This is a genomic window from Roseobacter fucihabitans (assembly GCF_014337925.2).
GTDB lineage: Bacteria > Pseudomonadota > Alphaproteobacteria > Rhodobacterales > Rhodobacteraceae > Roseobacter > Roseobacter fucihabitans.
Map to the genome: position 1 here is coordinate 679095 of NZ_CP143423.1, position 25844 is coordinate 704938.

Sequence of the window (25844 nt, forward strand, 5' to 3'; positions counted from 1 at the left end):
TCTGTCGAAGGGTCAGACGAAAAACTGCGCCCCATTGGCCGAGATGGTCGATCCGTTCACGAAGCCGGAATCGTCGGATGCCAGGAACACAACGCAACGCGCTATTTCTTCGGGCTCGCCCAAGCGACCGGCTGGTATCTGAGCGATGATCGATTCGCGTACTTTCTCCGGGACGGCCATGACCATATCCGTGGCGATATAGCCGGGGCAAATCGCGTTTGCCGTGATGCCTGCGCGCGCGCCTTCCTGGGCGAGGGATTTAACAATCCCAAGGTCGCCTGCTTTCGTTGCGGCATAATTCACCTGAGCGAATTGGCCTTTCTGACCGTTGATCGAACTGATCACGATGACGCGACCAAATTTGCGCTCGCGCATACCGGGCCAAACCGGATGGACGGTGTTGAACACACCGGTGAGGTTCGTGTCGATGACCTCCTGCCATTGCTCGGGCGTCATTTTATGGAATGGCGCGTCGCGCGTGATCCCCGCATTGGCAACTACCACATCAATCGGGCCCAGATCCGCTTCGACGCTGGCGATGCCGTTTTTGCTCTCGCCGTAATCCGCCACGTTCCACTTATAGGTTTTGATGCCTGTTTCGGCGGTGAATTTCGAAGCGGCTTCATCGTTGCCGGCATAGGTTGCCGCCACCGAATAACCGGCGTCCTTGAGGGCGGTGGAAATCGAAGCGCCGATTCCTCGGCTGCCTCCTGTGACGAGTGCGACGCGGGACATTTGGGATTCTCCTCTGAATTTCTGATAATCTTGTTACGTACTCCATTCGCATTGCGCAATATTATTACGCAATGAATTTTGGAGTTAAGTGCGAAAGAGTGCCGGGCGATACGAGGCCGCATCGCCCAGACGTCACATCAGGGGCGCTCAAGGCACATGGCAACACCCATACCGCCGCCGATACACAGCGTCGCCAGCCCTTTTTTGGCGTCGCGGCGTTTCATTTCGAACAGTAGCGTGTTCAAAATCCGTGCACCTGAAGCACCGATGGGGTGACCGATTGCGATCGCACCACCGTTCACGTTCACAACATCCGGGTTCCAGCCCATATCCTTATTCACAGCACAGGCCTGCGCAGCAAAGGCTTCATTGGCCTCGACCAGGTCCAGATCTTCCGCTTTCCAACCCGCTTTTTCGAGTGCCTTGCGGCTGGCGTAAATCGGACCGGCCCCCATGATGGACGGGTCGAGGCCGACCGTGGCGTAGCTGGCGATGCGCGCGAGAGGTTCGATACCCCGTTTTTCGGCTTCATCCGCTGACATCATCAAAGCTGCTGCGGCGCCATCGTTCAGACCCGACGCATTAGCGGCCGTCACCGAACCGTCTTTGGTAAAGGCTGGGCGCAGTTTTTGCATGGCTTCCATCGTGGCACCGTGACGGATGTATTCATCCTGGTCCACGACCGTGTCGCCTTTACGGCCCTTGACCGTAAAGGCCATGATTTCATCGGCGAATTTGCCAGCTTTTTGAGCAGCTTCGGCCTTGTTTTGCGAGGCGACAGCAAAACTATCTTGTTGTTCGCGGCTGATTTGCCATTTTTCGGCAACGTTTTCAGCGGTTTGCCCCATATGATAGCCATTGAAGGCATCCCAGAGGCCGTCACGGATCATGGTGTCGATATATTTCATATCGCCCATTTTATGTCCGGCGCGCAGGGCTGCGGCATGTGGCGAAAGGGTCATGTTTTCCTGTCCGCCCGCCGCGACGATGCTGGCATCGCCCAATTGAATGTGCTGCGCAGCAAGGGCAACGGAGCGCAATCCCGAACCACAGACCTGATTGATCGACCAGGCCGCGCTTTCCAGGGGTAAGCCAGCGTTGACATGCGCCTGACGCGCGGGGTTTTGTCCCTGTGCAGCCGTGAGAACCTGACCGAGTATGGTTTCGGAGACTTCGGAGGGATCCACACCGGCGCGCGCAACGATTTCTTTGAGCACGGCGGCCCCGAGATCATGGGCAGGGATGGTTGCGAAAGATCCGCCAAAGCTGCCGACAGCGGTACGGGCTGCGGATGCGATAACAACATTTGTCATAGAGATAAGTCCTTTGCCATTTCTGGTAAGGAACGCGGCACTCGCGTCTCATGGTCCCCTACCGATGATGGTGCAACGCTTATCTCATTCGTTAAGGGGCGGCAACCAATCGAAATATGTCGTGGCCTTTTTGGGCGGCGCGATTAGGTGAACAGGATGCTCAGGACGCTATTTTTTTTTCTCGTTCTACGAACCAATGAGGGTGCGTCGTAGCCGCAGCGTAGTAGTGGCCTTGGAGACAGTCGATACCCAAGGCGATGAGCGTATCAGCGTCCTCCTTGGTCTCCACAAATTCGGCAACCGTGAGCATATCAAAATGGCGCGCGATGGATACGAGAGCTGCGGTCAATGCCTGGTTGTCAGGGTCAGAGGCGATGCCCTGAATGAATTGTCCATCGATCTTCAGGATATCGAAGCAAAAGTCCTTGAAGTAACTCAAGGCTGTGTACCCAGCACCGAAGTCATCGAGCGCAAAGCAAATCCCTTTTAGCTTGAGGCGGTCCATGAAATCGACCACCTGTTCGGGCGCGGTCACCGCCGAACTTTCGGTAATTTCCAAAATCAACCGTTCCGCAATGAGGCCGTCGCGGTTCAGCCACCTGTCCAGGGTCCGGTTCCATTGCCGAGAGCCGATAGAGCGGGCTGACATGTTTATAGACAAGCGCAGTCCCGGATTTTCATGTAGCGCTCGCAGCCCCTGAGCGAGGGCAAGGGTGTCCAATTGTCGACCCAATTCGGTATTCTCAATTGTACTCATGAAATGAGCCGCCGGAATAACACGGCCTGTTGCATCCAATACACGAATCAGACCCTCGTAAAAGGCGACTTTTGTTGGATTTTGGGCCTGCATGATAGGTTGATACGCCAGCATGACCTGCTTGTGTCTGACAGCGTCGGCTACCATTTGCATGACGTTCTGATCACGTTTGGAGAGCGTGAAGGCGAGAGGGTTGATCGTACCGGCGGGAATCTCTGCAAGCTGTCTTTTTTTTAGTTCGGACATGGTAACCTTCATATTGACGCGTTCAATCACTGTGGAGCGCAAATCACTAAGATCGGGTGAATTTTCCTATTTTGTTCTTGATGTCTGTCGAAGGCGGGTATCCCTGCCTGTCGTGACTTTTGCTGGGCTCTGTCGAAGGAGGGGGCAATTCGTAAAGAGGCTGTTCTAGAAAGAGGTAGGTACTGAAGGGATTGTAAGCAGATCCTTTGGAAATTGAGCCAGCTGGCAGATATTAGACGTCTGGCTTGGAATGATGTGTTTTAAGCATGAGTTTATAACGAGAATTCGTAAATAACTGCAGCAAGCTATACATGATTGTGGTAGCCAGATAAAAACTGGCTGTGTTCTGGAGTTGTTCGTTCGAATGTGCGCCGATGTTTGTTTGAAATGCCTTTCCTCAAATATGACCGAACGGTTTTAGCCCACTTTCCAAAACCGCCGCCTCTGTTTGTCGAAGCGACGCAAATAGTTCTATCCGCGATAGGTGATAGGAGGGGCTGTTTTTGCGGAAGATAGCCATCGTGCCCTGCGTCTGGATGTCTGCCGTCAGTTCAGGCCATGAAGAGCCGCTGAATGAGCACCATTGTAATGGTAGCGGGACGCCAGAAAACGAGCTTTTAATCGACCGATTAAGCTGATCTTCTCGCATGAGCCGCGCAATAAATGCAGGGGCAATATTTGTCCATTCGATATACCGAGCGGTTGGCCCTCGCAGGGATCGAGCCCTTGGTTGGTGCTGTCGGTGATTTCTATGACAATGCCTTAGCCGAAACAATAAACAGCCTTTACAAAGCCGAAGTCATCCGTCGCCTAGGGCGTGGACCTGTCGCGGTTTGATGCCGCTCCTTTGATAGCATTTACTGCACCAAAGGAGACGGACTATGGGACTGAAACGAACGGACGAATTCCGCCAAGATGCAATGCGTATCGCATTGACCAGTGGGCTGACGCGCAAGCAGGTGGCTGACGATCTGGGTGTCGGGATGTCGACGCTGAACAAATGGATCACCGCGCACCGAGATACAGACGTGGTGTCGAAAGAGGATTTGAGCCTCGCTCAAGAGAATGATCGACTTCGACGGGAGAACCGACTCCTGAAGGAGAAGAGGGAGATCTTAAAAAGGGCCACCCAGTTCTTCGCGGGCCTAAAGCAATGAGATTTAGGTTTATCCACTGCCCGGCAGTGCATTGAAAATGCACGAGAGGGGAAGAACACAGGTGCAGCTTCCCAGCCAACCGGTTGTGCAATGTTGTGGGCGTCAGCACAAGCGGGCTACGCGCATTCCGCAACCGTCCTGCCAGCCGAAGACGGCGGTCTGACTTGGTCACGCTTGCGCACATCCATTGCCCGGCAGTGTATTGAAAATACATGAGAGGGAAGGAGCGGTCCCGTCTCAGCCCGGGCAGCTATGGTCGACCGCGCATGACTGAAGAGCTGAAGGAGATCGGTCTGAATGTTGGCCATCGTCGTGTTGGTCGTCTGATGCGTCAGAACGGAATAACCGTGGTCAGGACCCGTAAACACAAGGTCACAACCATTGCCCGGCAGGCGATTGCACAGCAATCTGCTGAGAGGGGGACAGCGACCATAAGTTCAACATAGCGCCGAACCTGCTGGATCGGGACTTCACCGCAGATGCGCCAAATCAGAAGTGGGCTGGTGACATCAGCTACGTTTGGACCCGAGAGGGTTGGTTGTACCTGGCTGTCATCCTCGACCTGCATTCAAGGCGCGTCGTTGGTTGGGCCGTCAGTAATCGCATGAAGCGCGATCTGGCAATTAGGGCGCTGAAGATGGCGATTGCATTCCGGTTACCGCCGAAAGACTGCATTTATTACCCGACAGGCGATTACAAGGTAATCTGCCGAGAGGGCACCACACGGATCGCGGCAGCCAATATTGTTCTCATGATTATCAGAAGGTCCTGCGCCAGCATGGCTTCAAGGTATCGATGAGCGGCAAAGGAAATTGCTATGATAATGCCGCCCCCTCTCGGCAGATTGCTTTGCAATCGCCTGCCGGGCAATGGTACGCTTTTGAACGGAAAGTGGCTTAAACGAGCACCTGGGGCGGCACAAAAGCGCGACAGGTCCAGTCCGGGCGGTGATGTATGAATATGGCCATGTTTTTCCGCTAGGCATTGCGAACCTCAAGCGTATCGAGGCCACCCTTGAGGGATCGAACGGAGAGCTACCTGAACTGGCCCTTGAAGCGTGCCGAGATCTCATTTTACAGATCGCCGAGAAGACAGCCCGAATTGAAGCCAAAACGAAGAAAGCCAAGGTCCTGTCAAAGAATGCGGATTTAACCCGGCAATTACAGACGATGCCAGGCGTTGGACCTCTAACGGCGTTAGCTATTGAAGCTTTTGCTCCGCCGATGAGCAGTTTTAAATGTGGGCGGGATTTTGCCGCCTGGCTTGGTTTGGTGCCCCGTCAACATTCCTCAGGCGGCAAGGCCCGGCTTGGGCGGATCTCAAAAGCAGGGCAGGCTGACATTCGCCGGCTTTTGATCATTGGAGCAATGATGCGGCTCAACTGGCTTGGACGCAAGTCGATCCGGCCAGGCTCGTGGCTGGCGCGAATGTTAGAGAGAAAGCCTCGGATGCTGGTGGCAATCGCATTGGCAAACAAAATGGCGCGCGCGATCTGGGCCATGATGACGCATAATGAAGATTACAGAGATCCGACGCAGGCGGCAGCAGCAGTATGACGCTAGCTCTGCGCACAGCAATCTGACGTCGGTGAAGGAGGTGTGAGAAGTCGATGACCTGAATGGGCAAATTGATCGAATAGACCTGGATTAGGAAAACCAAGACTACCGGCTGAGCAGCAAAGCTCGTACGTCAGATTTGGACCTGATCCGCAGATCACCATACCGGCCAGCGGCTGCTGAAGTGCCGCACTCAAAGGCCTGATAGAAGACCGCACTCAATCACATGCTTACAGCGTCAAAAACAACTTGCACCATAGGCGGTAACCATAAAAGGCGGTCGTGGTTTAGTCCTATTTATTGATCTAAAAGAAAATTCGAGAATTGATCTAAAAACTGCGGCAAAGGCGGCTATTGCATGGGCTGATCTAATTGAAAGCGTCGGCGGTCATTTTGATCCATCCTGGCCGCCTACGATTGATCTGGTTTCTTCTGAGCCGGGCAGCCAAAAGTTAAAGATTGTCATATCTTCGCTAGTCGACGACCCCAAGGCCACCATTAGAGCGGCTATCATTTCATCTATCATATTGATTATAGGGACAACGGTGCGGTGGGGGATAAAGCAAGTTTTGGAGTATAGGTCTGGACCCGACGCGCCTGCCCAAGTCCAAAATCTGTCGGTCGGAGATCGGGAGTCGATTGCACAAGATGTTGTAACCTCGCTTCAGGCGAAACGCATCCAAGGGTGTGAGCATGGTTCAACAAACTTGCGAAAAAAAGTCGTATAAAAGGTCAAATCGCTCTAGAACGCCCAAATGTCAGGGGTGCTGCCAAGTATAAAAGACGAAAAAAAGCCCCGTCATATCAGAAAATGACGGGGCCAGCCGGTTGTCTTTATGCGACTTTATTCTGCCGTCAGCAGAGGAGGTTTATTGCCGGACAGTCGAGGTTTTTCAGGCCCTTCAATTTTCAGGTCGATCTCACCGGCCTTTACGCCCACCTTCACGATCCCACCCTTTGCCAACTTGCCGAACAGCAGGTCTTCAGCCAAAGGTTTTTTGATGTGCTCTTGGATCACACGTCCGAGCGGACGCGCGCCCATTTTTGTATCATAACCCTTGTCTGCCAGCCATTCTGCTGCGGGTTTAGTCAGCTCAATCGTCACGTTGCGATCCATCAATTGCGCTTCCAGTTGCAGGACAAACTTCTCAACCACACGCAAGATGACTTCCTTGGGCAGTGGTGCGAAGCTAATCACGGCATCAAGTCTGTTCCGGAACTCAGGCGTGAAAGTCCGCTCTATTGCAGCCGTGTCCTCGCCGGTCCGACGATCGCGCCCAAAACCGATGGCCTCTTTGGCTTGCTCGGACGCACCGGCATTGGATGTCATGATCACAACGACATTGCGAAAATCAACGGTACGCCCGTTGTGATCTGTGAGTTTGCCGTGATCCATCACCTGCAACAAGATATTGTAGACGTCCGGATGGGCTTTCTCCATCTCATCGAGCAGCAAAATACAATGAGGGTGTTGATCTACGCCATCCGTCAGCATCCCGCCCTGGTCAAAGCCGACATATCCCGGAGGGGCTCCGATCAAGCGGCTCACGGCGTGCTTTTCCATGTATTCGGACATATCAAAGCGCAGGAGTTCGACGCCAAGCGTATCCGCTAACTGCTTGGCGACTTCGGTCTTTCCGACGCCAGTCGGGCCTGCAAAAAGGTAATTCCCGATGGGTTTTTCCGGCTCGCGCAGGCCTGCGCGAGCCAGTTTGATCGCAGAGGACAAGGCTTCGATGGCTTTATCTTGACCAAACACCACACGTTTCAGGGATCCTTCTAGATCCTTCAGCACTTCGGCATCGTCTTTGGAGACGTTTTTGGGCGGAATGCGCGCGATCTTGGCGACGACATTTTCAATTTCCCGGGTGCCGATTGTTTTGCGGCGCTTGGCCGCGACGACAAGATGTTGCGCCGCACCGGCCTCGTCGATCACATCAATCGCGGAATCGGGCAGTTTGCGGTCATTGATATAGCGAGACGCCAGTTCCACAGAGGATTTAATCGCATCTGCCGTGTATTTGACAGAGTGGTGCTCCTCAAAATAGGGTTTCAAGCCACGCAGGATTTTTACCGCATCCTCAACCGACGGTTCATTCACGTCGATTTTCTGGAACCGGCGGCTGAGCGCGCGGTCCTTTTCGAAATGCTGGCGGAATTCCTTGTAGGTGGTTGAGCCCATGGTGCGCAATTTGCCGCCCGCAAGCGCCGGTTTGAGCAGATTGGAGGCATCCATCGCCCCGCCAGAGGTCGCACCCGCGCCGATCACAGTGTGGATTTCGTCGATAAACAGAACCGCGTCTTTATGGTCTTCCAGCTCGGAAACAACCGCCTTCAGACGTTCTTCGAAATCGCCGCGGTAGCGTGTACCGGCCAGCAGCGCACCCATATCGAGTGAGTAAATAGTCGCGTTTTCCAACACTTCCGGTGTTTCACCCGCAACGATTTTTCGCGCCAAGCCTTCGGCAATTGCCGTTTTGCCTACACCGGGGTCGCCCACCAGAAGCGGGTTGTTCTTGCGCCGACGACACAGCACTTGAATGCAGCGTTCCACCTCAGACTCGCGTCCGATCAGCGGGTCGATGTCGCCCTCGCGTGACTTGGCATTGAGATCCACGCAGTATTTTTCCAGCGCACTCTCTTTTTTATCGCCCTCGGTAACACCCTGGGTCTCTTCTTCATGCTCGGGCGCGCCGGAAACCGGACGTGGCTCGCCGTAAGCGGGATCCTTGGCGACACCATGCGCGATGAAATTAACCGCATCATAACGCGTCATATCCTGCTCTTGCAGGAAGTAGGCGGCGTTGCTTTCGCGTTCAGCAAAGATCGCAACCAACACATTTGCGCCTGTCACCTCGGTGCGCCCGGAGGACTGCACATGGATTGCGGCCCGCTGGATGACGCGCTGGAATGCAGCCGTCGGCACGGCTTCGGAGCCATCGACATCGGTGACCAGATTGCTCAGGTCCTCGTCTACGAATTCCACCAAGGTCGCGCGTAAATCGTCAATGTCGACGCTGCACGCCTTCATGACGCGCATGGCATCGGGCTCGTCAATCAGGGCCAGCAGAAGGTGCTCAAGTGTTGCAAATTCATGTCGCCTGGCATTGGCCAGCGCCAATGCAGAATGTATCGCCTGTTCAAGTGTGGTCGAAAATGAAGGCACAATATGCGCTCCTTCTGATCGGGGTCGGTGGGGGATCTGAAAGATGTCGATCCATGAGCCGACCATGGCCTCATAGTGTTAGAGTTTGGTTGATCGCAGCCCGGCTTCAAGTTTTTTCTTCACTTTTTTGATGAAAAATAATGTGAAGATGTAAATAAGGGCTGTGTTGCAGGCGTTAGAAGGCGTCCTTTCGGGCACGGATTTCAGCGAAGACCTGAGCATCCGTTGCGTCTGGCATGTCCAGACCTGCGCGAATGTCAGCGTTGGCGGCGCGCAAAAACGGATTTGTCGCCGCCTCCAGCGTCAGAAGTGAGGGAACGGTGGGGCTGCCAGCGGCGCGTGCCGAGACAATCTTTTCATTCCGTGATATAAGATCAGGATTATGCGGATCAATGGTTAACGCGAACTTAGCGTTGGATGCGGTATATTCATGTCCGGAACAAATAATTGTGTCGCCGGGCAGCGCCGCCAACTTGCTCAGGCTCTGCCACATCTGATCGGCGCTGCCCTCAAACAGCCGCCCGCAGCCCAAAGCCATCAGACTGTCCCCGGTGAACGCCGCCGATGCATCCGCCATGTAATAGGCAATATGCCCCTTTGTGTGGCCGGACACATCCATGACCTGAACCGAATGGCCCGCGAAATCGAACGACTCCCCATCTGATAACGAGCGGTCCAGGGGGGGCAGTCGATGCGCATCCGCCGCAGCCCCGGTGACGCGGGCGGGGTGCGCCTCCAATACCTTAACCAACCCCTGCACATGATCGTCATGATGATGCGTGATCCAGACCTCGCTCAACACCCAGCCGCGCGTGGACAGCGCCTCTAGGATCGGTGCGGCCTCGGGAATATCGACAAGCGCGGTCTGCCCGCTGGCGGTATCATGCACCAAAAACGCGTAATTATCCGACAGGCAGGGGATGGTCACGATCTCGACGGGCATGGTCATTTACTTCCACTTTTGCAAAGCTGTTGCCAGAGTGACCGATACCGAGGCTGGCCGCAATGCATCTGGACGTTCAGGACCTGCGAAATTTCTACTACCGCTCCGCTTTGGGGCGGGCGGCGCAGTCGAGCCTGCAATCGCGCATGCGCGAGATCTGGCCCGAGGCCAAGGGACAGACGGTGGTGGGTTTTGGCTTTGCCGCGCCCTTGCTGCGTCCCTACCTCAAGGATGCGCGCCGCGTGATTGCCTTGATGCCTGGGCCACAGGGGGTGATGCCCTGGCCGCCGGGCAAACCCAATGTTTCGGTGCTCACCGAGGAAACACAATGGCCGCTGGAAACCGGCCATGTGGACAAATTGGTGCTGCTGCATGCGCTGGAGACCTCCGAGCGCGCCTCAGACCTGTTGGAGGAGTGCTGGCGCGTGCTGGGACCGGGGGGGCGGGCGCTGTTCATCGTGCCCAACCGCGCGGGACTTTGGGCACGGCGCGACCGCACACCCTTTGGCTTTGGGCGTCCCTATTCGCCGGGACAACTCGAAACGCAATTGCGCAAACATCAATTCCTGCCGGAACGCCACGCGGGCGCGCTTTATCTCGTGCCTTCGACAAAGCGGTGGTGGATGAAAACCGGTGCTGCCTTTGAAAAATTCGGTCGCCGCATGCCGACCATGATGGCGGGGGGGGCCTTTATGGTGGAGGCCACGAAACTGGTCTACCCGCCCAAGGGCAAGGTCGAACGCAGCCGAAAACTGCGTCCCAGCGCCGTTTTGGAGCCGGCCGCGAAACCGGTTTGATCATGGGTCGGGGCTTTCGCGGGACGCTGATACGACCTCAAATGCCGGTTTTTGCAGCATGGGAATCGCAAAACCGCTCCAGATTTGTGTCATTTGCGGATTTTTATTACGGGCCAAACCGCCGCAGCCAAGCCAAGTGCCTGAAATAACGAAGAAAGTGCCAAAACCGCTGATCACGATCTCATGTTGCGGGGTCTGATCCTCTCTGCTACATCACCGCTGATTTCGACGTCTTGAGTAATTCAAGCCGCGCCAACACTCTCGGTGACGCGACCTCTTCGCATATCCGGGGCCAGAACATCGGAAGGGTGGACGTGTCAGAACCAGCTTCGATTTCCACAAGCATTGCCGGGCGTTATGCCACGGCGGTCTATGAAATTGCCAAGGACGCCAATGTCGTCAAAGCGCTGGAGGCTGATCTCGATGCGCTCCGGGACGCTCTTGCGGATAGCGCGGATTTCCGTGCGCTGATCCATTCGCCGATTTATTCGCGTGAAGAACAGGGTGCTGCGATTGCCGCGCTGGCCGCGAAAATGAAGCTGTCGGATACGGTCGCCAATACGCTGGCCCTGATGGCACAAAACCGCCGCCTGTTCGTCTTGCCGCAACTGGTGTCGACCCTGCGCGAGATCATCGCCACCGAAAAAGGCGAAGTCACTGCCGATGTGACCTCTGCCAAGGCGCTGACCAAGACGCAGAGCGACAAGCTCACCAAATCACTCAAGGCCTCTACAGGCAAAACCGTCACACTCAATACGACCGTGGATGAAAGCCTCATCGGTGGTCTGATTGTCAAAGTTGGTTCGCGCATGATCGACACCTCGATCCGCGCGAAACTGAATTCCCTCCAGAATGTAATGAAAGAGGTCGGATAAATGGGTATCCAAGCAGCAGAAATTTCTGCGATCCTGAAGGACCAGATCAAGAATTTCGGTCAAGAGGCCGAAGTGGCCGAAGTAGGCCGTGTGCTTTCCGTCGGTGACGGCATCGCGCGCGTTTACGGGTTGGACAATGTCCAGGCCGGTGAGATGGTCGAATTCCCCGGTGGGATTCAGGGCATGGCGCTGAACCTCGAATCCGACAACGTCGGTGTGGTTATTTTCGGTTCCGACCGTGACATCAAAGAAGGCGACACCGTCAAGCGCACGAATTCCATCGTGTCCGTGCCCACGGGCGACGAATTGCTGGGCCGTGTTGTGGATGGTCTGGGCAATCCGATTGACGGCAAGGGCCCGATTGGCGCGAAAACCTCCTCCGTGGCAGACGTTAAAGCGCCGGGCATTATCCCGCGTAAATCTGTGCACGAACCCATGGCGACTGGCCTCAAATCCGTCGATGCGATGATCCCGATTGGCCGTGGCCAGCGCGAATTGATCATTGGCGACCGTCAGACTGGTAAAACCGCTGTGGCGCTCGATGCGATCCTGAACCAGAAATCCATCAATGATGCGGCTGGCGATGACGAGGGTAAGAAGCTCTATTGCGTCTATGTTGCGATTGGCCAGAAGCGTTCCACCGTGGCACAGCTGGTGAAAAAGCTCGAAGAGACCGGCGCGATTGAATATTCCATCGTTGTGGCCGCGACCGCTTCCGAGCCTGCACCGATGCAGTTCCTCGCACCTTACTCCGCGACCGCGATGGCCGAGCATTTCCGCGACAATGGCCGTCACGCGCTGATCATCTATGATGATCTGTCCAAACAGGCCGTGTCCTATCGCCAGATGTCCCTGTTGCTGCGTCGCCCACCTGGTCGTGAAGCTTACCCAGGTGACGTTTTCTATCTCCACTCCCGTCTGCTGGAACGCTCCGCGAAACTGGGCGATGATGCCGGTAACGGCTCTTTGACGGCGCTGCCGATCATCGAAACCCAGGGCGGCGACGTGTCGGCGTTTATTCCGACCAACGTGATTTCGATCACAGATGGTCAGATCTTCCTTGAAACCGAACTGTTTTACCAAGGCATCCGCCCTGCTGTGAACACAGGTCTGTCGGTATCGCGTGTGGGCTCCTCCGCTCAGACCAAGGCGATGTCCTCGGTGGCCGGACCGGTGAAACTTTCCCTCGCGCAGTACCGCGAAATGGCGGCTTTTGCGCAGTTCGGTTCCGACCTTGATGCCTCCACACAGCAATTGCTGGCCCGTGGCGCGCGTCTGACCGAATTGATGAAACAGTCGCAATATGCACCTTTGACCAACGCGGAAATCGTCTGTGTGATCTTCGCGGGGACCAATGGGTTCCTCGACAAGGTTGCCGTCAAGGACGTCGGGCGTTTTGAGGCCGGCATGCTGGCGCATCTGCGCTCCAAGCATAAAGCGTTGCTGGATGACATCACCAACAACGATCGCAAGGTGAAAGACGAATTGGCCGACAGCATCAAAGCTGCGCTCACCGAATTCGCCGCTGATTTCGCTTAAGAGGTAGGCCCATGCCCAGTCTTAAGGACTTAAAAAACAGGATCGAGTCGGTCAAATCGACCCGCAAGATCACCAAGGCGATGCAAATGGTGGCAGCTGCAAAGCTGCGCCGTGCGCAGGAAGCTGCGGAACAATCGCGCCCCTACACAGAACGGTTCAACGCCGTGATGGCAGGGCTCTCAGCCTCCGTTGGTGGATCGGATTCCGCACCTAAACTGCTGTCCGGAACGGGCAGCGACAAGGTGCAGCTTCTAATCGTCATGACCTCTGAACGCGGCCTTTGTGGTGGCTTCAACTCCAACATCGCGAAACTTGCTCGCACCCATGCGCAAAAACTGATGGCGGCTGGCAAAGAGGTAAAAATCCTCACTGTCGGCAAAAAAGGCCGCGATCAGATGAAGCGTGACTATGGCAAGTTTTACATTGGTCATGTTGATATGACCGAAGTGAAGCGCGTAGGCTATGCGGACGCACAGGGCATCGCCAAGGATGTGCTGGCGCGTTTTGACGCAAGCGAATTTGACGTCGCCACGCTGTTTTACGCGAAGTTCGTCAACGTCGTGACGCAGATCCCGACCGCACAGCAGATCATCCCGGCCCAATTCGACGCGCCCGAGGGTGATGCGACGTCCGAACTGTTCGATTACGAACCCTCGGAGGAAGCCGTTCTGGCAGATTTGTTGCCGCGCGGTGTGGCCACGCAGATATTTGCGGCCCTGTTGGAAAATGGCGCATCCGAGCAAGGCTCACGGATGTCGGCGATGGACAATGCGACACGCAACGCGGGCGAGATGATCGACAAACTGACCATCCAATACAACCGCTCGCGTCAGGCCGTCATCACCAACGAGCTGATTGAAATCATTTCCGGCGCGGAAGCGCTGTAGAACACATCGGAGAAACGACATGGCAAACGCAGTCGGCAAAATCACACAGGTCATCGGCGCGGTCGTTGACGTTCAATTCGGCGATCACCTGCCGGAAATCCTGAACGCGCTGGAAACAGACAACAATGGCAACCGCCTCGTGCTCGAAGTGGCGCAACACTTGGGCGAAAACACCGTGCGCACCATCGCGATGGACGCCACAGAGGGTCTCGTCCGCGGTCAGAAAGTGACCGACACAGACGGTCCAATCTCGATCCCGGTGGGCAATGCGACGCTGGGTCGGATCATGAACGTTGTGGGCGAGCCCATCGACGAAAAAGGCCCCGTTGAATCGGATGAAAAACGCTCGATCCACCAGGATGCGCCTGCGTTTGATGAGCAATCCACCACCTCCGAAGTGCTGGAAACCGGCATCAAGGTGATTGACCTTTTGGCACCTTACGCCAAGGGCGGCAAGATCGGCCTCTTCGGCGGTGCGGGCGTGGGTAAAACCGTTCTGATCATGGAATTGATCAACAACATCGCCAAGGTGCACTCGGGTTTCTCCGTGTTCGCCGGTGTGGGTGAGCGGACGCGTGAAGGGAACGACCTTTACCACGAAATGATCGATTCCAACGTGATCGTGCCTGACAATCTGACTGAGTCCAAAGTGGCGCTGGTTTACGGCCAGATGAACGAACCTCCCGGCGCGCGTATGCGGGTTGCTCTGACCGGTCTGACATTGGCCGAGCAGTTCCGCGACCAATCCGGGACCGACGTTTTGTTCTTTGTGGACAACATCTTCCGCTTTACACAAGCCGGTTCCGAGGTGTCTGCTCTCTTGGGTCGTATCCCGTCTGCGGTTGGCTACCAGCCAACGCTGGCCACCGACATGGGCCAGATGCAGGAGCGTATTACCTCCACGAAGGCCGGTTCGATCACCTCCGTGCAGGCCGTTTACGTGCCTGCGGATGACCTTACCGACCCGGCACCTGCGACCTCCTTTGCGCACTTGGATGCAACGACCGTTTTGTCGCGTGCGATTTCCGAATTGGGCATCTATCCTGCGGTTGATCCGCTTGATTCCACATCACGTCTGATGGATCCATCGGTTGTGGGTGACGAACACTACCAAGTGGCCCGTGACGTTCAGGGCATCCTGCAACGCTACAAATCCTTGCAGGATATCATCGCGATCCTCGGCATGGATGAACTCTCCGAAGAGGACAAACTGACCGTGGCCCGTGCCCGGAAAATCCAACGCTTCCTCAGCCAACCCTTTGATGTTGCTAAAGTCTTCACCGGGGCGGATGGTAAACAGGTGCCGCTCACGGAGACCATCGAGAGCTTCAAAGCGGTTGTGGCCGGCGAATATGACCACTTGCCCGAAGGTGCCTTCTACATGGTTGGCGGCATCGAAGAAGTGAAAGCGAAAGCCGAAAAAATGGCGGCAGACGCCGCTTAAGGAGCCCGCACAATGGCAGATACGACGCAATTTGATCTGGTCTCGCCCGAACGGCGGCTTGCCTCTGCGCAGGTCGTATCCGTCCAGATTCCGGGCGCTGATGGCGACATGACAGCGATGGCGGGCCACGCGCCCACCATCACCACCCTGCGCCCCGGCGTGCTCAGCACGGAAGGCCCGGACGGTAAATCCGAATATGTCGTGACGGGTGGTTTTGCCGAAATCACCGCTGCTGGCGTCACGGTGCTGGCCGAACGCGCCATGCCGCGCGCCGAGGTCACATCGGAGCATATCGCGGAACTGGTCAAAGAAGCCGAAGAGGCGCTTAACAACGCCAAGTCGACCTTCGTGAACGAACCCGGTCCCGTGGATGATGCGGCCAAGCTCCTCGCCGATATGGTGGCCGTGGGCGATCACATCCGCGTTTGATTGCCCCATGATCCGTCCGCGAGCGGCTTTTCGTTGAGCGCACGGCGGGTGAAGTTTGGGTGAATACCGCAACCATATATGTAATATTGTAATGGCCGCGCCCGATATCAGGCGCGGCCATTTTTATATCAAATTCATACGAAGCGATGGGGTGCTGCCGGTTTGATTTGATGGAATCTTGCCCCCATGATCAATAAGTGTGGCGCTAAACCAGCGTTTGTATTCCGTGCTAAACTTCAAAGGAGGCAGGTTGCGTTGGGTCTAATTTGGACCAGAGTGCAGCGCGCGTTAGGGTGTTGCTGGCGGTAAGATTGGGGTGAGCAAAATCCAGGTGCACAACCTATATAACCAGACATAAAGTTCTTAAGATCGAAAATCATAGCGGTTTTACCGTTTTTTAGGGTCCTGATGTCCTAATGGAAGCGTCGCGGAAACCATAGGGCGGGATTGGCCATATAATGAAGACACGAAGCTGCAACGTGGCCTTGGCCATTTGTAACGTATTTTTCGCGATGTTTTTGATTATGGGGCAGGGCGCGTATGCGCAGACCGGTGATTTTGAAATCGAAACGATTCCCTACCCTGCTGACGTGGCGCGCGTTGGCGCAAATGTCAGCTATACCGCCCCCGCTTTTGCCGAACTGCAGCGCAGCATCAGTTTTGAGGGCCAGCCACGCCGTTATTATCTATATGCTCCTGCAACCTCGACTAAGGCACCGCGTCCGGCGGTTTTGCTGCTGCACGGCGCACAACGATCGGGGCGTTCGATGATCGACATGTGGTGCCAAACAGCGGATCGGCACGACATGATCCTGATCGCGCCCGATTCCTTTGGCCCGAGCTGGTCTCCGGTGGAGGATCATCCGAATTTTCTGATCACTGCGCTGCGCGATGCAAATGAGCAGGTGCCGCTTGATACTTCACAGCTCTATCTTTTTGGTCATTCCGCTGGGGGCATTCTGGCAACGCTCTATGCAAACCGCGTGGGGACGCCCTGGCGTGCCGTGGCGACTCACGCAGGCATATTGGACGCGTCTCAGGTCCTTCCGGCCCAAATCGCCCCACCCATGCGCCATTACCTTGGCCTGAATGATCATCTGTTTTCCGGTCGCGCCGCGCAGGTAACAGGGGAGGCGCTTTCCGCGGCAGGCCATGATGTTGATCTGGTTATGATCCGCGGGCACAGCCGTTGGTATTATGAGATCGGACCCCATCTGAGTGAAGCGGTTTGGCGCTACTGGCAGAGCCTCGACTGAGGGACTGTTCTGTGTTTACACCTTTCAGAATTCGTACCCCTTTGGGTCCGTCCAGTCTGTATTTGGCCAATCATAAGGCCACAATCATGAACCAGGCGGTGTCTGTGCCGTTTGAGCCGCTATTGGCAAATTGGGTTCCGAAAACTGCAATTATTTGGTATCATATCGCCGAGATACCATTGTGCATTGCGGTAAAAACTCTGCGCGGCCATTTCCCAGGCTTTTCCGTAGGGGGCATGCTTTTTCGCGTCTGCAAGTGCTTGATAGTAGGACTGCATCGATCTTTGATAGGATTCGAAAAGACCCTGACAAAATTTGACATGCAGCCTGCGTAACTCACCGGTTTTGTTTGTTACAATCGTTTTCGCAATGATGTCGCGCGATGTCGCACTTGCCGAGACACAAATTTGAGCCGGTTTCACGGCTGCTTTTTCCAAACCACTTTTTTTGATTTCTTTTGTTGCATTGCGAATTGGCACGGTCGGTTGGGGTATGTCGTCAGGCTTCTCTTTGGGGCCAACCCGAATAAACACGCCGGGTTCTTTGGGTTTGGGGTTCACGCCAATCACCGCATTATCACCAACAGGAATTTCCGGTTTCACCTTTCCGGCAAGTTCTTCAACAGCTTCCTGTAAAGGGTTCACGCGCTCGGCGGTTGGACAGTCCGGCAGGCAGTCCAATGGCCCGGTTGGTTGGACAGGGCAATTTGGCCCGGGGCAGGGCTCCCTGAAGACCTGCGCAGGATCGAGATTCGGCGTCGGTTGGCGAGGCACCTTCCCGTCCTGAGCTCCTGCCATCCCGAAGGACAAAAGTAAGGCCAAACAAGAAAAGGTTCCGAGCCGCCGCATTTTCGCCCTCGACTTACAATTTCAACGACAAGTCTGACATATTTTTTGAGTCTCTGCCAAAGAAAGTGAAAAACAGTCAAATTACGAAGCTCTCTTGTTAGGGACCGGGCAGGCAAGGCCCTGCCTGGGTTTGCTGCGGCTGCATGTCATTTTGAGCCATAGCATAGGGTGATCCGCGAGGAGTCTGTCTCGTGAAATCATACGTCCAGATGGGTGGCGATGGCACTTGTCGTGGAGCGCCGGCTCGAAGTCTTCGCGTGACGTTCGAACGCGTTGACAGGAGATACTCAGGCTCGCCGCAAAGAGGCATATTACCCCGAATGACGCATTACCCCTTGATCACAACCCCCTGCACTCAGGCTGTAAATCGCGTTCTGGCCTTAAAACAGGTCTGTTTGATTCGCTCATAGCAGCGGCCCACCAACCCCAGGGCACCAGACGGTTTTACCTGCGATTTACTCAGCGGCATACATCCCATCATAGATCGGGCTCAGCGTGTCGGCCTCAAACAATGACGATACGGATGTCCCACTCCAGATGTTCAGAATGGCCTGCGCAAAGACAGGCGCTGTCGGCACGATGCGGATGTTGGGTGCGGATTTGACCGCATCGGTCGCCGCGATGGTGTCGGTGATGACCAGCGATTTCATCACGGATTTGGTGACGCGTTCCACAGCGGGGCCAGACATGATCCCGTGAGTAATATAGGAATGTACTTCCTTGGCACCATTCTCAATCAGAACTTCGGCAGCCTTGCAGAGCGTGCCGGCTGTGTCGCACATATCATCCACGATCAGGCAGGTTTTCCCGGTCACATCCCCGATCACGGTCATTTCCGCGACTTCACCGGGTTTTTCGCGGCGTTTGTCCACAATGGCCAATGGCGAGTTGATCCGCTTGGCCAATTCGCGCGCGCGCGCCACACCGCCCACATCCGGAGAGACGACCATGAGCTCGTTCATCCGGCCCTTGAAGGCGGTCTTGATGTCCAGCGCAAAGATCGGTGAAGCATAAAGGTTGTCCACGGGAATGTCGAAGAACCCCTGGATCTGCGCGGCGTGCAAATCCATTGTCAGCACCCGCTCGATCCCCGTGCCGACGAGCATATTTGCAACCAGCTTGGCCGTAATCGGCGTGCGCGCCTTGGTACGCCGGTCCTGTCTGGCGTAGCCGAAATAGGGCAAAACGGCCGTGACCCGCGCCGCTGAAGACCGCCGCAGCGCATCGGCCATGATCAGCAGTTCCATCAGATTGTCATTGGCCGGATTGGACGTCGATTGAACAATGAACATGTCCTCTCCGCGCACGTTCTCGAAGACCTCGACGAATATCTCGCCGTCATTGAACCGCTCGACGCGGGCATCGACCAGCCCGACTTGTTTGCCACGATGCATCGACATACGTCGCGCAATGGCGTTGGCGAGCGGCATATTGGCGTTACCGGCGATGAGTTTTGGTTCGTGGAATTCTGGCATGAGGGGCGATCCTGATGTTGCAGCGGGCAAATGTGACAGATTCGTGATGTTGACTCCCCCTACCACGCCCTTACCAATCGGCAAAGAACCACACCCCTATCAGGAGCCGCTAAATGGCACATATTGACCTCTTTTTTTCAACACTGTCGCCCTATGCCTACCTGGCCGGGAACAGGGCTGAAGCGGTGGCGGCCAAACACGGCGCGACCATCACCTACAAACCGCTCGACATCATGGCGCTCTTTGGGCGCACCGGGGGGACGCCGCCCAAGGATCGCCATTTCAGCCGGGTCGAGATGCGCGCGCAGGAGTTAGTGCGTCAGGCCAAGCTGCTCGACATGCCGCTCACCCTCAAACCCGCGCATTGGCCAACAAATGCGGCACCGTCTTCTTATGCATTCATCGCTGCGCAAAACGCAGGAGGCGGTGATCTGGGCAAGTTGATGGCGGCGATCCTGCGTTCGGTCTGGGCGGATGAAAAAGACATCGCGCAGGACGCCGTCGTGCGCGCCTGCCTTGAGGAGGCCGGGTTCGACCCGAGCCTTGCGGACAGCGGGTTGCTTGAGGGCGCCGAAACCTATGCCGCCAACCTCGAAGAGGCTGTGGAGCGCGGCGTGTTCGGCGCGCCCTTCTACATCACGGACACGGATGAACGCTTCTGGGGGCAGGATCGGATCGACCATCTGGGCGCCCATCTCGCCGGGAAACTGTGACGTCAGGTTTTTGTCCCTATGCGCGACATTTCGGGCATGGGGCGCGCGCCGTGCTGGCGGTCCGTTGCAGGCTGGGACATTCCGGTGCTTGTCGCGGAATGTGCCATGCTGTGGGTCCTTGACCTGCCGAGTCCTGCCAAAAGCGGTGACTGGGACGGGGCGGTCGATCTGCACTATCCTTGTACGGACGCGGCCCTGGCGCATGTGCCGCGCCGCATTGGCGTGATCGGGTATTTGTTTGGGGCTATGGTTGCGGATGAAATCGGCGCTACGCGAAGTGGCTGAGGAATAGATCAATCTGATCGGTCGTGATCGACCAATCACAAACGAGCCGCGCCGCGAGGAGCGCATCCGGCGCGCCGCTTTCAAGCCCCGGTTCCCACATGTTATACGCCGCACCCGCGTCGTGCAGGCGCTGATGAATGTGGCGGGGGAACCGGGTAAACACCATATTCGCTTGGGGTTCATGCAGGAATTCGGCCCCCGCAGCGCGCAGGCCCGCAACCAGATAGGCGGCGTTCTCATTGGCGCTCTTGGCGGCCTCAAGCCACGCGCCTCCCGCCAGATATCCCGCCATCTGCGCCGATAAAAACCGATGCTTGGAAAACAGATGCGCTCCGCGCTTGCGGCGTAATTCGAACTCCCTGGCCTTGGCGGGGTCAAAGAAAACCACCGCTTCCACGCCCAGACAGCCGTTCTTCGTACCGCCAAAGCTCACCACATCGACACCCGCTTTCCAGGTCATTTCGGCGGGTGTGCACCCCAAAGCGACCAGCGCATTGGCAAAACGCGCCCCGTCCAGATGCACGGGCAGATCATAGGACTTGGCCACGGCGCAAAGCGCGTTCAACTCCTCCACGGTGTAAACACTGCCGCGCTCTGTCACCTGTGTGATCGATACCGGTCCGCGCTCGCCGCCATGCACACCGCGCACCCCTTCGGTCTCGATCCGCGCGTGCAGACCCTCGGGCGTCATCTTGTCGGGGGTGTCGACAAGGCACAGTTTCGCGCCGCCTGAATAAAACTCCGGCGCGTTACATTCATCCTCCTGGATATGGGCGACCTGGCTGCAAAACACCATCTGCCAGGGTTGGGCATAACAGGCGAGTGCCAGCGCATTCGCCGCCGTCCCCGTGGCCACCAGATAGACCACCGCCTCCGGGGCCTCGAAAATCGCGCGGATTGCGGCGCGGACCTCCTCCATGATGGGATCGGCCCCATAGGGCAGGGCAAAGCCCGTATTGGCTGCATTAACGCGCGCCATGACTGAGGGCAGGGCGGGCCCGGCATTGTCGGAGGAAAAATACATCAGATCGGCTCCTCGATGATATGCTCTTCCCACTCATCCTCGGGAATGTCGAATTCGCTGAGCGTCCAGCCTTGTACCGACACGCCGGCATCATGCACGGATTGCGCCGTGCCGGTGATCAGCGGATGCCAATCGGGCAGGGGTTTGCCCTGCCAGAGCAAACGGTAAGCGCAGGTCATGGGCATCCAATAGGCGTGGGTATCCAGATTATCCGGTTTCAGCACAATGCAATCGGGCACGAACTGGTGGCGGTTGTCATAATGGGCACAGCGGCAATTGGAATCGTCCAGCAACCGGCACGCGATCCGGGTCAGGGCGACGTCGCCGCTGTCCTCATCTTCCAGCTTGTTCAGACAACATTTGCCGCAGCCATCACAAAGCGATTCCCACTCCTTTTGGCTCATTTTGGCCAGCGGTTTACGCTCCCAGAACCGGTCTTTCAGGCCCTTGCGGTCAATCGGATCGCTCACAGCGCGCTCAATATGGCGCGTGCCTCGGCGCTGTCGGCATCCATTTGCTTGATCAGCGCGTCCAATCCGTCGAACTTTGCCTCCGGACGCAGATGTTCAACCAGTGCAACCGAGAGGGGCGTACCATAAAGGTCGCCCTGAAAGTCAAAGATGAAACTCTCCAGATTGGGCCGGTTCTCGCCAAACATCGGCCGTACGCCCATGGAGGCGACACCCTGATAACTGCCCTCGTGCGGCCCTTCCAGCACATCCACCAGCACCGCATACACCCCAAAGGCGGGCGGGTGCAGCCCGTCGATGGACATATTCGCCGTCGGGTATCCCAACTCGCGCCCGCGTTGTTCGCCGCCGATCACCGGTCCTTCGATACGGTGCCAATGCCCCAGCATGGAGGCGGCCAGTCGCGGATTGCCCTCGCTCAGAGCCGTGCGGATCGCGGTGGAGGAGATGGTTTTATCGGATTGCGCGATCAATTCGGCGATTGTCACGCAGAAGCCCATCTCCTTGCCAAACGCGCGCAGGTGTTGCGCTGTGCCTGCGCGCCCTTTGCCAAAACAGAAATCCGCCCCCACGATCACATGTTTCAACCCGAAACCATCGGCAATGACTTTGAGGGCGAAGTCTTCGGGGGTGAGCGCGGCCAAGGCGGCATTGAAGTTGAGTTCGTACAGCTGGTCCACGCCCAGCTTTTCCAACCGGCTGGCCCGCGCTTCGCGGCTCATCAGGCGGAACGGCGATGCGTCGGGGGCGAAATAATCGCGCGGATGGGGCTCAAATGTGACGACACCCAGCGGTGCTGCGGGTTCGGCGCGCCGGGCAAGATCAATCACCGATTGATGGCCCAGGTGCACACCATCAAAATTGCCGATCGCGGCACTGGCCCCCCGAGTGTCGGGGTCAACAAACTGATAGTCGCGGATGATCCTCATGGCCCCTGCGTACCCGTCGCGCGCCAGACACGCAAGCGAGCGGGCGCGCGATTATTGCGCAACAGCCCTGCGCATGGATCAGTCGAATTTGCGCGACGGCGCCATGACCGTAGCTTCACCGATCAGCACTTTTTTACCGTCCACGGCGCAGTGGCATTCCAGCTTCACGCGCCGCTTGGCCATTTCGATGTCGATGACCTTGACCTCGGCGTGGACCAGATCCCCCGGACGCACGGGTGCGAGGAATTTCAACGATTGGCCCATATAGACGGTGCCATGGCCGGGGAGCTGCTCGCCGATCACCGCGGAAATCAACCCAGCGGTCAGCATCCCGTGGGCAATTCGACCCTCAAAGATCGTGTCGCGCGCATAATCATCATCCAAATGGACTGGGTTCCGGTCGGTGGATATTTGGGCAAACATCTCGATGTCAGCGTCCGTCACAACCTTTTGCAGGGAGCGCGACATGCCCATTTCGATGTCTTCGATGCAGATGGTGCCACGGGGCAGATTGTCCAACATGATGACCCTTCTGGTAATTTTCTGACCATTACGACATGAGTGTTGAAACTTTATTACTTCGCAGATGCAGAAAAGCAAGAAGAAAATAGGTCAGCGCAGATACCCTATTGTGTAAGTTGGATTGGACATTTCCTTTTCTAAATAATCCTTTAGGGCGTTGGGATCGGGATCCTTTTGGGTTTTGGTCTCAGAGGCCGCCAGCCCCCCCGAAATAAACAGCGAATCGATGTCTTCTCCCATCGCGCCCGCGATGTCGGTCAGCACACCATCACCGATGGCCAAAATCCGGCCGTCCGCAACATCCGTTCCCAATGCCGCCAGCCGGCGACGGGCCAGATCGTAGATCGGCGGGTGGGGTTTGCCGAAATAGAGGCTTTCGCCGCCCATCTCCGTGTAAAGCTGGGCCAAAGCCCCTGCACACCATTCACGTTGCTCGCCCCGGTCCACGATGATATCGGGATTGGCGCAGAGCAGCTTGAGCCCGCGCTGCTTGGCAACCAGAAACTCCGGGCGCATGACCGCCGGGTCCGCAAGCGGATCATGCGGTCCCGTGCAGACAATACCGGTGGCTTCTTCCAGCGGGACGGTGCGCATTGTCACGGGGTTATCAACAACGCCGATCGGCTCGAAAAACCGCTCATCACCCGGATAACCGATGTGCCAGACGGCCTCTCCCACCACGCCGCGAAACATTGCGGACCGGGCGCTGTCGCCGGATGTGGCGATGGTATCCCAGCTGTCATCGGGCACACCAAACGCCACCAATTGCTTTTCGACACCTGCGCGCGGGCGTGGTGAGTTCGTCACCAGCACGACTTTGCCCCCCGTTGCGCGATAGGCCTGCAATGCGCTGACGGCCTCCGGCAAGGCTGCGATCCCATTGTGAACGCATCCCCAGAGATCGACAAAGAGCGCATCATATTGGGTGGAAATATTGGAAAGTGATTTGATGATCTGGGTCATATTTACCCCTCGTTTGTCAGAATATGGGTTGGCGCGAACCTTGTGTGGCAGGGTGGCGGCGTCAAGGGGGACAGATCATGAAGGACGCAGTGCCGCAAGCCCGGCCTTTCAGGTCCTGCTGCACGCCCTCTTGTGAAGCGCAGTTGCGCAGGGTTGACCGCTCGCCATCATGGCAGTTCCCCGGATAAACCGCCGGGTCCTGTCTGCCGGGCGCAATGCCTCAACTGAACTGGCTCAAGGACTGCGTCAGTGTCGGTATGTCGTCATAGCCCCGTGCCGCCTGTCTTGCACCTGCTGTCGTTCTTCCGGGTGCGGACTACACATCGGCAGGATCCGGACCCGAATGGCTTTCAATACCTTCCGAAAGAAATGAATGCATTTTCCGGCGCTGGCAGAGCCCGCATCCACGCCTGAGCGCGCGGATAGAGGGGATGACTCCAAATACCGACCCTAGCAGCCCGCCGCCAACCTTCCGGTTTGAATAGCCGGCACCCCCTTAGAGGCATGGTTAACCTACGTGAACCAAAGGGGCCTGGCGGTTGCAAACGGGTGGATTAAACTTTGAGGTTTGGAATGATCTGCTTTTTGCGGCTCATAATTCCGGGCAACACCACTGTGTCACCGTCAACAGAAGCGCCAAAGCTCTTCTGAGCCACCGATTTCACAAAGTCATTCGGGACCAGCAGCGTGGCTTCCTCGTTCAAGATATCGACCACGAAGAGCAAGACCTGATCCGCGCCGTCCTCACTGGCAACACCCGGCATCGCGGCCATGAGCGCGTCCTTGCGCGCCAACACCTGCGCTGGTGAGGTGGTTTCCAGCACGGAGACGCGGAATTGTTTCCCGTCTACGGCGTATTCCTTGCTGTCCATGCGCAATAATTCGGCTTCGGAAAATGCTGATACATCGGACTTTGCTGCAAACATTTCAGCGGCATACTCGGCGATGTTAATGTCGAGCGCCTGCGCCAGATCCCACGCGATTGCCTTGTCCTCATTGGTGGTGGTTGGGCTGCGAAACTCCAGCGTGTCGCTGAGGATACAAGACAGCATCGCGCCCTGGATGTTCTGCGGCATCTGGGCGATGTCCTTGCCGATCATCTTCCACATCAAGGTCGCCGTGCAAGCCACTGGTTCTATACGAATATCAATAGGACCTTTGGTTTCCAATCCCCCGACCAGTTTGTGGTGGTCAATGATGCCTTGAATGTCGGCGTCATTGATATTGTCGGGCAATTCGGCGGGGTTATTGGTGTCCACGATCACAACGGGCGTGTCCGCAACCAGCTCGGAGATGATTTCGGGCTTATCCAAAGACCACCGCTCCAGTACGAACAGAGCTTCTGTGTTAGGTTCACCCAAAATAACAGCTTTGGCTTCCACGCCTTTGATATTATTTAGATACCATGCCCAGATGATCGGCGATCCGGTGCTGTCGGTGTCGGGAGATTTGTGGCCAAAGACGAGCGTGGTCATGCGAAGAATCCTATGATTGCAGATGTGAAATTTCGCGCCT

22 protein-coding genes and 3 pseudogenes are annotated in these 25844 nt (G+C 56.5%); 12 read left to right on the forward strand and 13 right to left on the reverse strand.

All coding sequences use genetic code 11. The features are described from left to right. Nucleotides 1-12: 12 nt before the first annotated feature. From phbB to ROLI_RS03485, 3 genes are all read right to left on the reverse strand, one after another. A complete protein-coding gene (phbB, locus tag ROLI_RS03475) occupies nucleotides 13-735 on the reverse strand; it encodes an acetoacetyl-CoA reductase (protein ID WP_187432166.1) in 723 nt (240 codons plus the stop codon). A gap of 137 nt (nucleotides 736-872) precedes the next feature. After that, nucleotides 873-2048: an acetyl-CoA C-acetyltransferase gene (locus ROLI_RS03480; RefSeq protein ID WP_187432167.1), complete on the reverse strand. Its 1176-nt coding sequence runs from the start codon at nucleotides 2046-2048 to the stop codon at nucleotides 873-875. Between the two features lie 160 nt (nucleotides 2049-2208). After that, the gene (locus ROLI_RS03485; protein ID WP_187432168.1) at nucleotides 2209-3051 is read right to left on the reverse strand and encodes an EAL domain-containing protein; all 843 of its coding nucleotides are present in this window, start codon (nucleotides 3049-3051) and stop codon (nucleotides 2209-2211) included. Nucleotides 3052-3723: 672 nt separating this feature from the next. Here ROLI_RS03485 and ROLI_RS03490 point away from each other — a divergent pair. The 3 pseudogenes from ROLI_RS03490 to ROLI_RS03500 all read left to right on the forward strand — a co-directional run. Next, a pseudogene (locus ROLI_RS03490) lies at nucleotides 3724-3867 on the forward strand (IS3 family transposase); the annotation flags it as partial. 65 nt (nucleotides 3868-3932) lie between these two features. After that, nucleotides 3933-5039 (forward strand): annotated as a pseudogene (locus ROLI_RS03495) (IS3 family transposase); the annotation flags it as partial. Between the two features lie 107 nt (nucleotides 5040-5146). Beyond that, nucleotides 5147-5764, forward strand: a pseudogene (locus ROLI_RS03500) (IS110 family transposase); the annotation flags it as partial. A gap of 844 nt (nucleotides 5765-6608) precedes the next feature. On the opposite strand, the gene clpA reads toward ROLI_RS03500, so the two are convergent. Next, nucleotides 6609-8930, reverse strand: a complete 2322-nt coding sequence (clpA, locus tag ROLI_RS03505; protein WP_187428281.1) for an ATP-dependent Clp protease ATP-binding subunit ClpA — start codon at nucleotides 8928-8930, stop codon at nucleotides 6609-6611. Nucleotides 8931-9105: 175 nt separating this feature from the next. After that, complete coding sequence (gloB, locus tag ROLI_RS03510) at nucleotides 9106-9873, reverse strand: hydroxyacylglutathione hydrolase (protein WP_187428361.1); 768 nt, start codon at nucleotides 9871-9873, stop codon at nucleotides 9106-9108. 62 nt (nucleotides 9874-9935) lie between these two features. Here gloB and ROLI_RS03515 point away from each other — a divergent pair, with 62 nt between their 5' ends. From ROLI_RS03515 to ROLI_RS03545, 7 genes are all read left to right on the forward strand, one after another. Next, nucleotides 9936-10670: a class I SAM-dependent methyltransferase gene (locus tag ROLI_RS03515; RefSeq protein WP_187428282.1), complete on the forward strand. Its 735-nt coding sequence runs from the start codon at nucleotides 9936-9938 to the stop codon at nucleotides 10668-10670. A 314-nt stretch (nucleotides 10671-10984) separates the two neighbouring features. Next, nucleotides 10985-11545: a F0F1 ATP synthase subunit delta gene (locus ROLI_RS03520; RefSeq protein WP_187428284.1), complete on the forward strand. Its 561-nt coding sequence runs from the start codon at nucleotides 10985-10987 to the stop codon at nucleotides 11543-11545. Next, a complete protein-coding gene (gene atpA / locus ROLI_RS03525) occupies nucleotides 11546-13084 on the forward strand; it encodes a F0F1 ATP synthase subunit alpha (protein WP_187428285.1) in 1539 nt (512 codons plus the stop codon). Between the two features lie 11 nt (nucleotides 13085-13095). Beyond that, nucleotides 13096-13971: a F0F1 ATP synthase subunit gamma gene (locus ROLI_RS03530; RefSeq protein ID WP_187428286.1), complete on the forward strand. Its 876-nt coding sequence runs from the start codon at nucleotides 13096-13098 to the stop codon at nucleotides 13969-13971. A gap of 19 nt (nucleotides 13972-13990) precedes the next feature. Next, nucleotides 13991-15415 (forward strand): F0F1 ATP synthase subunit beta, encoded by a 1425-nt coding sequence (gene atpD / locus ROLI_RS03535; RefSeq protein ID WP_187428287.1) that lies wholly within the window; start codon nucleotides 13991-13993, stop codon nucleotides 15413-15415. 12 nt (nucleotides 15416-15427) lie between these two features. Then, nucleotides 15428-15844, forward strand: a complete 417-nt coding sequence (locus ROLI_RS03540) for a F0F1 ATP synthase subunit epsilon (protein WP_187428288.1) — start codon at nucleotides 15428-15430, stop codon at nucleotides 15842-15844. A 458-nt stretch (nucleotides 15845-16302) separates the two neighbouring features. Then, nucleotides 16303-17100, forward strand: a complete 798-nt coding sequence (locus tag ROLI_RS03545) for a prolyl oligopeptidase family serine peptidase (RefSeq protein WP_222869345.1) — start codon at nucleotides 16303-16305, stop codon at nucleotides 17098-17100. A gap of 119 nt (nucleotides 17101-17219) precedes the next feature. Here ROLI_RS03545 and ROLI_RS03550 read toward each other — a convergent pair whose 3' ends face one another. Next, nucleotides 17220-17873 carry a hypothetical protein gene (locus ROLI_RS03550; protein WP_222869346.1) on the reverse strand — a complete coding sequence of 218 codons (654 nt, stop codon included), beginning with the start codon at nucleotides 17871-17873 and terminating at the stop codon, nucleotides 17220-17222. Between the two features lie 530 nt (nucleotides 17874-18403). After that, nucleotides 18404-19423 carry a ribose-phosphate pyrophosphokinase gene (locus ROLI_RS03555; RefSeq protein ID WP_187428291.1) on the reverse strand — a complete coding sequence of 340 codons (1020 nt, stop codon included), beginning with the start codon at nucleotides 19421-19423 and terminating at the stop codon, nucleotides 18404-18406. A 113-nt stretch (nucleotides 19424-19536) separates the two neighbouring features. Between ROLI_RS03555 and ROLI_RS03560 the strand changes: the two genes are divergently transcribed. Next, complete coding sequence (locus ROLI_RS03560) at nucleotides 19537-20136, forward strand: 2-hydroxychromene-2-carboxylate isomerase (protein ID WP_187428292.1); 600 nt, start codon at nucleotides 19537-19539, stop codon at nucleotides 20134-20136. A gap of 18 nt (nucleotides 20137-20154) precedes the next feature. Further along, nucleotides 20155-20421, forward strand: coding sequence for a hypothetical protein (locus ROLI_RS03565; RefSeq protein WP_187428293.1), 267 nt, complete (start codon nucleotides 20155-20157; stop codon nucleotides 20419-20421). Here the strand turns inward: ROLI_RS03565 and ROLI_RS03570 are convergent. The 6 genes from ROLI_RS03570 to ROLI_RS03595 form a co-directional block, all read right to left on the reverse strand. Beyond that, nucleotides 20405-21445, reverse strand: coding sequence for a low specificity L-threonine aldolase (locus ROLI_RS03570; protein ID WP_187428294.1), 1041 nt, complete (start codon nucleotides 21443-21445; stop codon nucleotides 20405-20407). The two genes, ROLI_RS03565 and ROLI_RS03570, sit on opposite strands and share 17 nt — an antisense overlap. Further along, nucleotides 21445-21915: a YcgN family cysteine cluster protein gene (locus ROLI_RS03575; protein ID WP_187428295.1), complete on the reverse strand. Its 471-nt coding sequence runs from the start codon at nucleotides 21913-21915 to the stop codon at nucleotides 21445-21447. Before ROLI_RS03575 ends, ROLI_RS03570 begins: the two co-directional genes overlap by 1 nt. After that, a complete protein-coding gene (locus ROLI_RS03580; RefSeq protein WP_187428296.1) occupies nucleotides 21912-22844 on the reverse strand; it encodes a bifunctional riboflavin kinase/FAD synthetase in 933 nt (310 codons plus the stop codon). The genes ROLI_RS03575 and ROLI_RS03580 overlap by 4 nt, the downstream gene beginning before the upstream one ends. A 78-nt stretch (nucleotides 22845-22922) precedes the next feature. Further along, nucleotides 22923-23366 (reverse strand): MaoC family dehydratase, encoded by a 444-nt coding sequence (locus ROLI_RS03585; RefSeq protein ID WP_187428297.1) that lies wholly within the window; start codon nucleotides 23364-23366, stop codon nucleotides 22923-22925. Between the two features lie 90 nt (nucleotides 23367-23456). Then, a complete protein-coding gene (locus ROLI_RS03590) occupies nucleotides 23457-24329 on the reverse strand; it encodes a TIGR01459 family HAD-type hydrolase (protein WP_187428298.1) in 873 nt (290 codons plus the stop codon). Between the two features lie 554 nt (nucleotides 24330-24883). Further along, a complete protein-coding gene (locus ROLI_RS03595) occupies nucleotides 24884-25804 on the reverse strand; it encodes a manganese-dependent inorganic pyrophosphatase (protein WP_187428299.1) in 921 nt (306 codons plus the stop codon). Between the last annotated feature and the right edge of the window lie 40 nt (nucleotides 25805-25844).

What these genes read in the sequence shown, in the direction of transcription:
- phbB (WP_187432166.1), bottom strand. Translation starts at nt 735, where the DNA reads ATGTCCCGCGTCGCACTCGTCACAGGAGGCAGCCGAGGAATCGGCGCT.
- ROLI_RS03480 (WP_187432167.1), bottom strand. Translation starts at nt 2,048, where the DNA reads ATGACAAATGTTGTTATCGCATCCGCAGCCCGTACCGCTGTCGGCAGC.
- ROLI_RS03485 (WP_187432168.1), bottom strand. Translation starts at nt 3,051, where the DNA reads ATGTCCGAACTAAAAAAAAGACAGCTTGCAGAGATTCCCGCCGGTACG.
- gloB (WP_187428361.1), bottom strand. Translation starts at nt 9,873, where the DNA reads ATGCCCGTCGAGATCGTGACCATCCCCTGCCTGTCGGATAATTACGCG.
- ROLI_RS03515 (WP_187428282.1), top strand. Translation starts at nt 9,936, where the DNA reads ATGCATCTGGACGTTCAGGACCTGCGAAATTTCTACTACCGCTCCGCT.
- atpA (WP_187428285.1), top strand. Translation starts at nt 11,546, where the DNA reads ATGGGTATCCAAGCAGCAGAAATTTCTGCGATCCTGAAGGACCAGATC.
- ROLI_RS03530 (WP_187428286.1), top strand. Translation starts at nt 13,096, where the DNA reads ATGCCCAGTCTTAAGGACTTAAAAAACAGGATCGAGTCGGTCAAATCG.
- atpD (WP_187428287.1), top strand. Translation starts at nt 13,991, where the DNA reads ATGGCAAACGCAGTCGGCAAAATCACACAGGTCATCGGCGCGGTCGTT.
- ROLI_RS03540 (WP_187428288.1), top strand. Translation starts at nt 15,428, where the DNA reads ATGGCAGATACGACGCAATTTGATCTGGTCTCGCCCGAACGGCGGCTT.
- ROLI_RS03545 (WP_222869345.1), top strand. Translation starts at nt 16,303, where the DNA reads ATGAAGACACGAAGCTGCAACGTGGCCTTGGCCATTTGTAACGTATTT.
- ROLI_RS03555 (WP_187428291.1), bottom strand. Translation starts at nt 19,423, where the DNA reads ATGCCAGAATTCCACGAACCAAAACTCATCGCCGGTAACGCCAATATG.
- ROLI_RS03560 (WP_187428292.1), top strand. Translation starts at nt 19,537, where the DNA reads ATGGCACATATTGACCTCTTTTTTTCAACACTGTCGCCCTATGCCTAC.
- ROLI_RS03565 (WP_187428293.1), top strand. Translation starts at nt 20,155, where the DNA reads ATGCGCGACATTTCGGGCATGGGGCGCGCGCCGTGCTGGCGGTCCGTT.
- ROLI_RS03570 (WP_187428294.1), bottom strand. Translation starts at nt 21,445, where the DNA reads ATGTATTTTTCCTCCGACAATGCCGGGCCCGCCCTGCCCTCAGTCATG.
- ROLI_RS03580 (WP_187428296.1), bottom strand. Translation starts at nt 22,844, where the DNA reads ATGAGGATCATCCGCGACTATCAGTTTGTTGACCCCGACACTCGGGGG.
- ROLI_RS03585 (WP_187428297.1), bottom strand. Translation starts at nt 23,366, where the DNA reads ATGTTGGACAATCTGCCCCGTGGCACCATCTGCATCGAAGACATCGAA.
- ROLI_RS03590 (WP_187428298.1), bottom strand. Translation starts at nt 24,329, where the DNA reads ATGACCCAGATCATCAAATCACTTTCCAATATTTCCACCCAATATGAT.
- ROLI_RS03595 (WP_187428299.1), bottom strand. Translation starts at nt 25,804, where the DNA reads ATGACCACGCTCGTCTTTGGCCACAAATCTCCCGACACCGACAGCACC.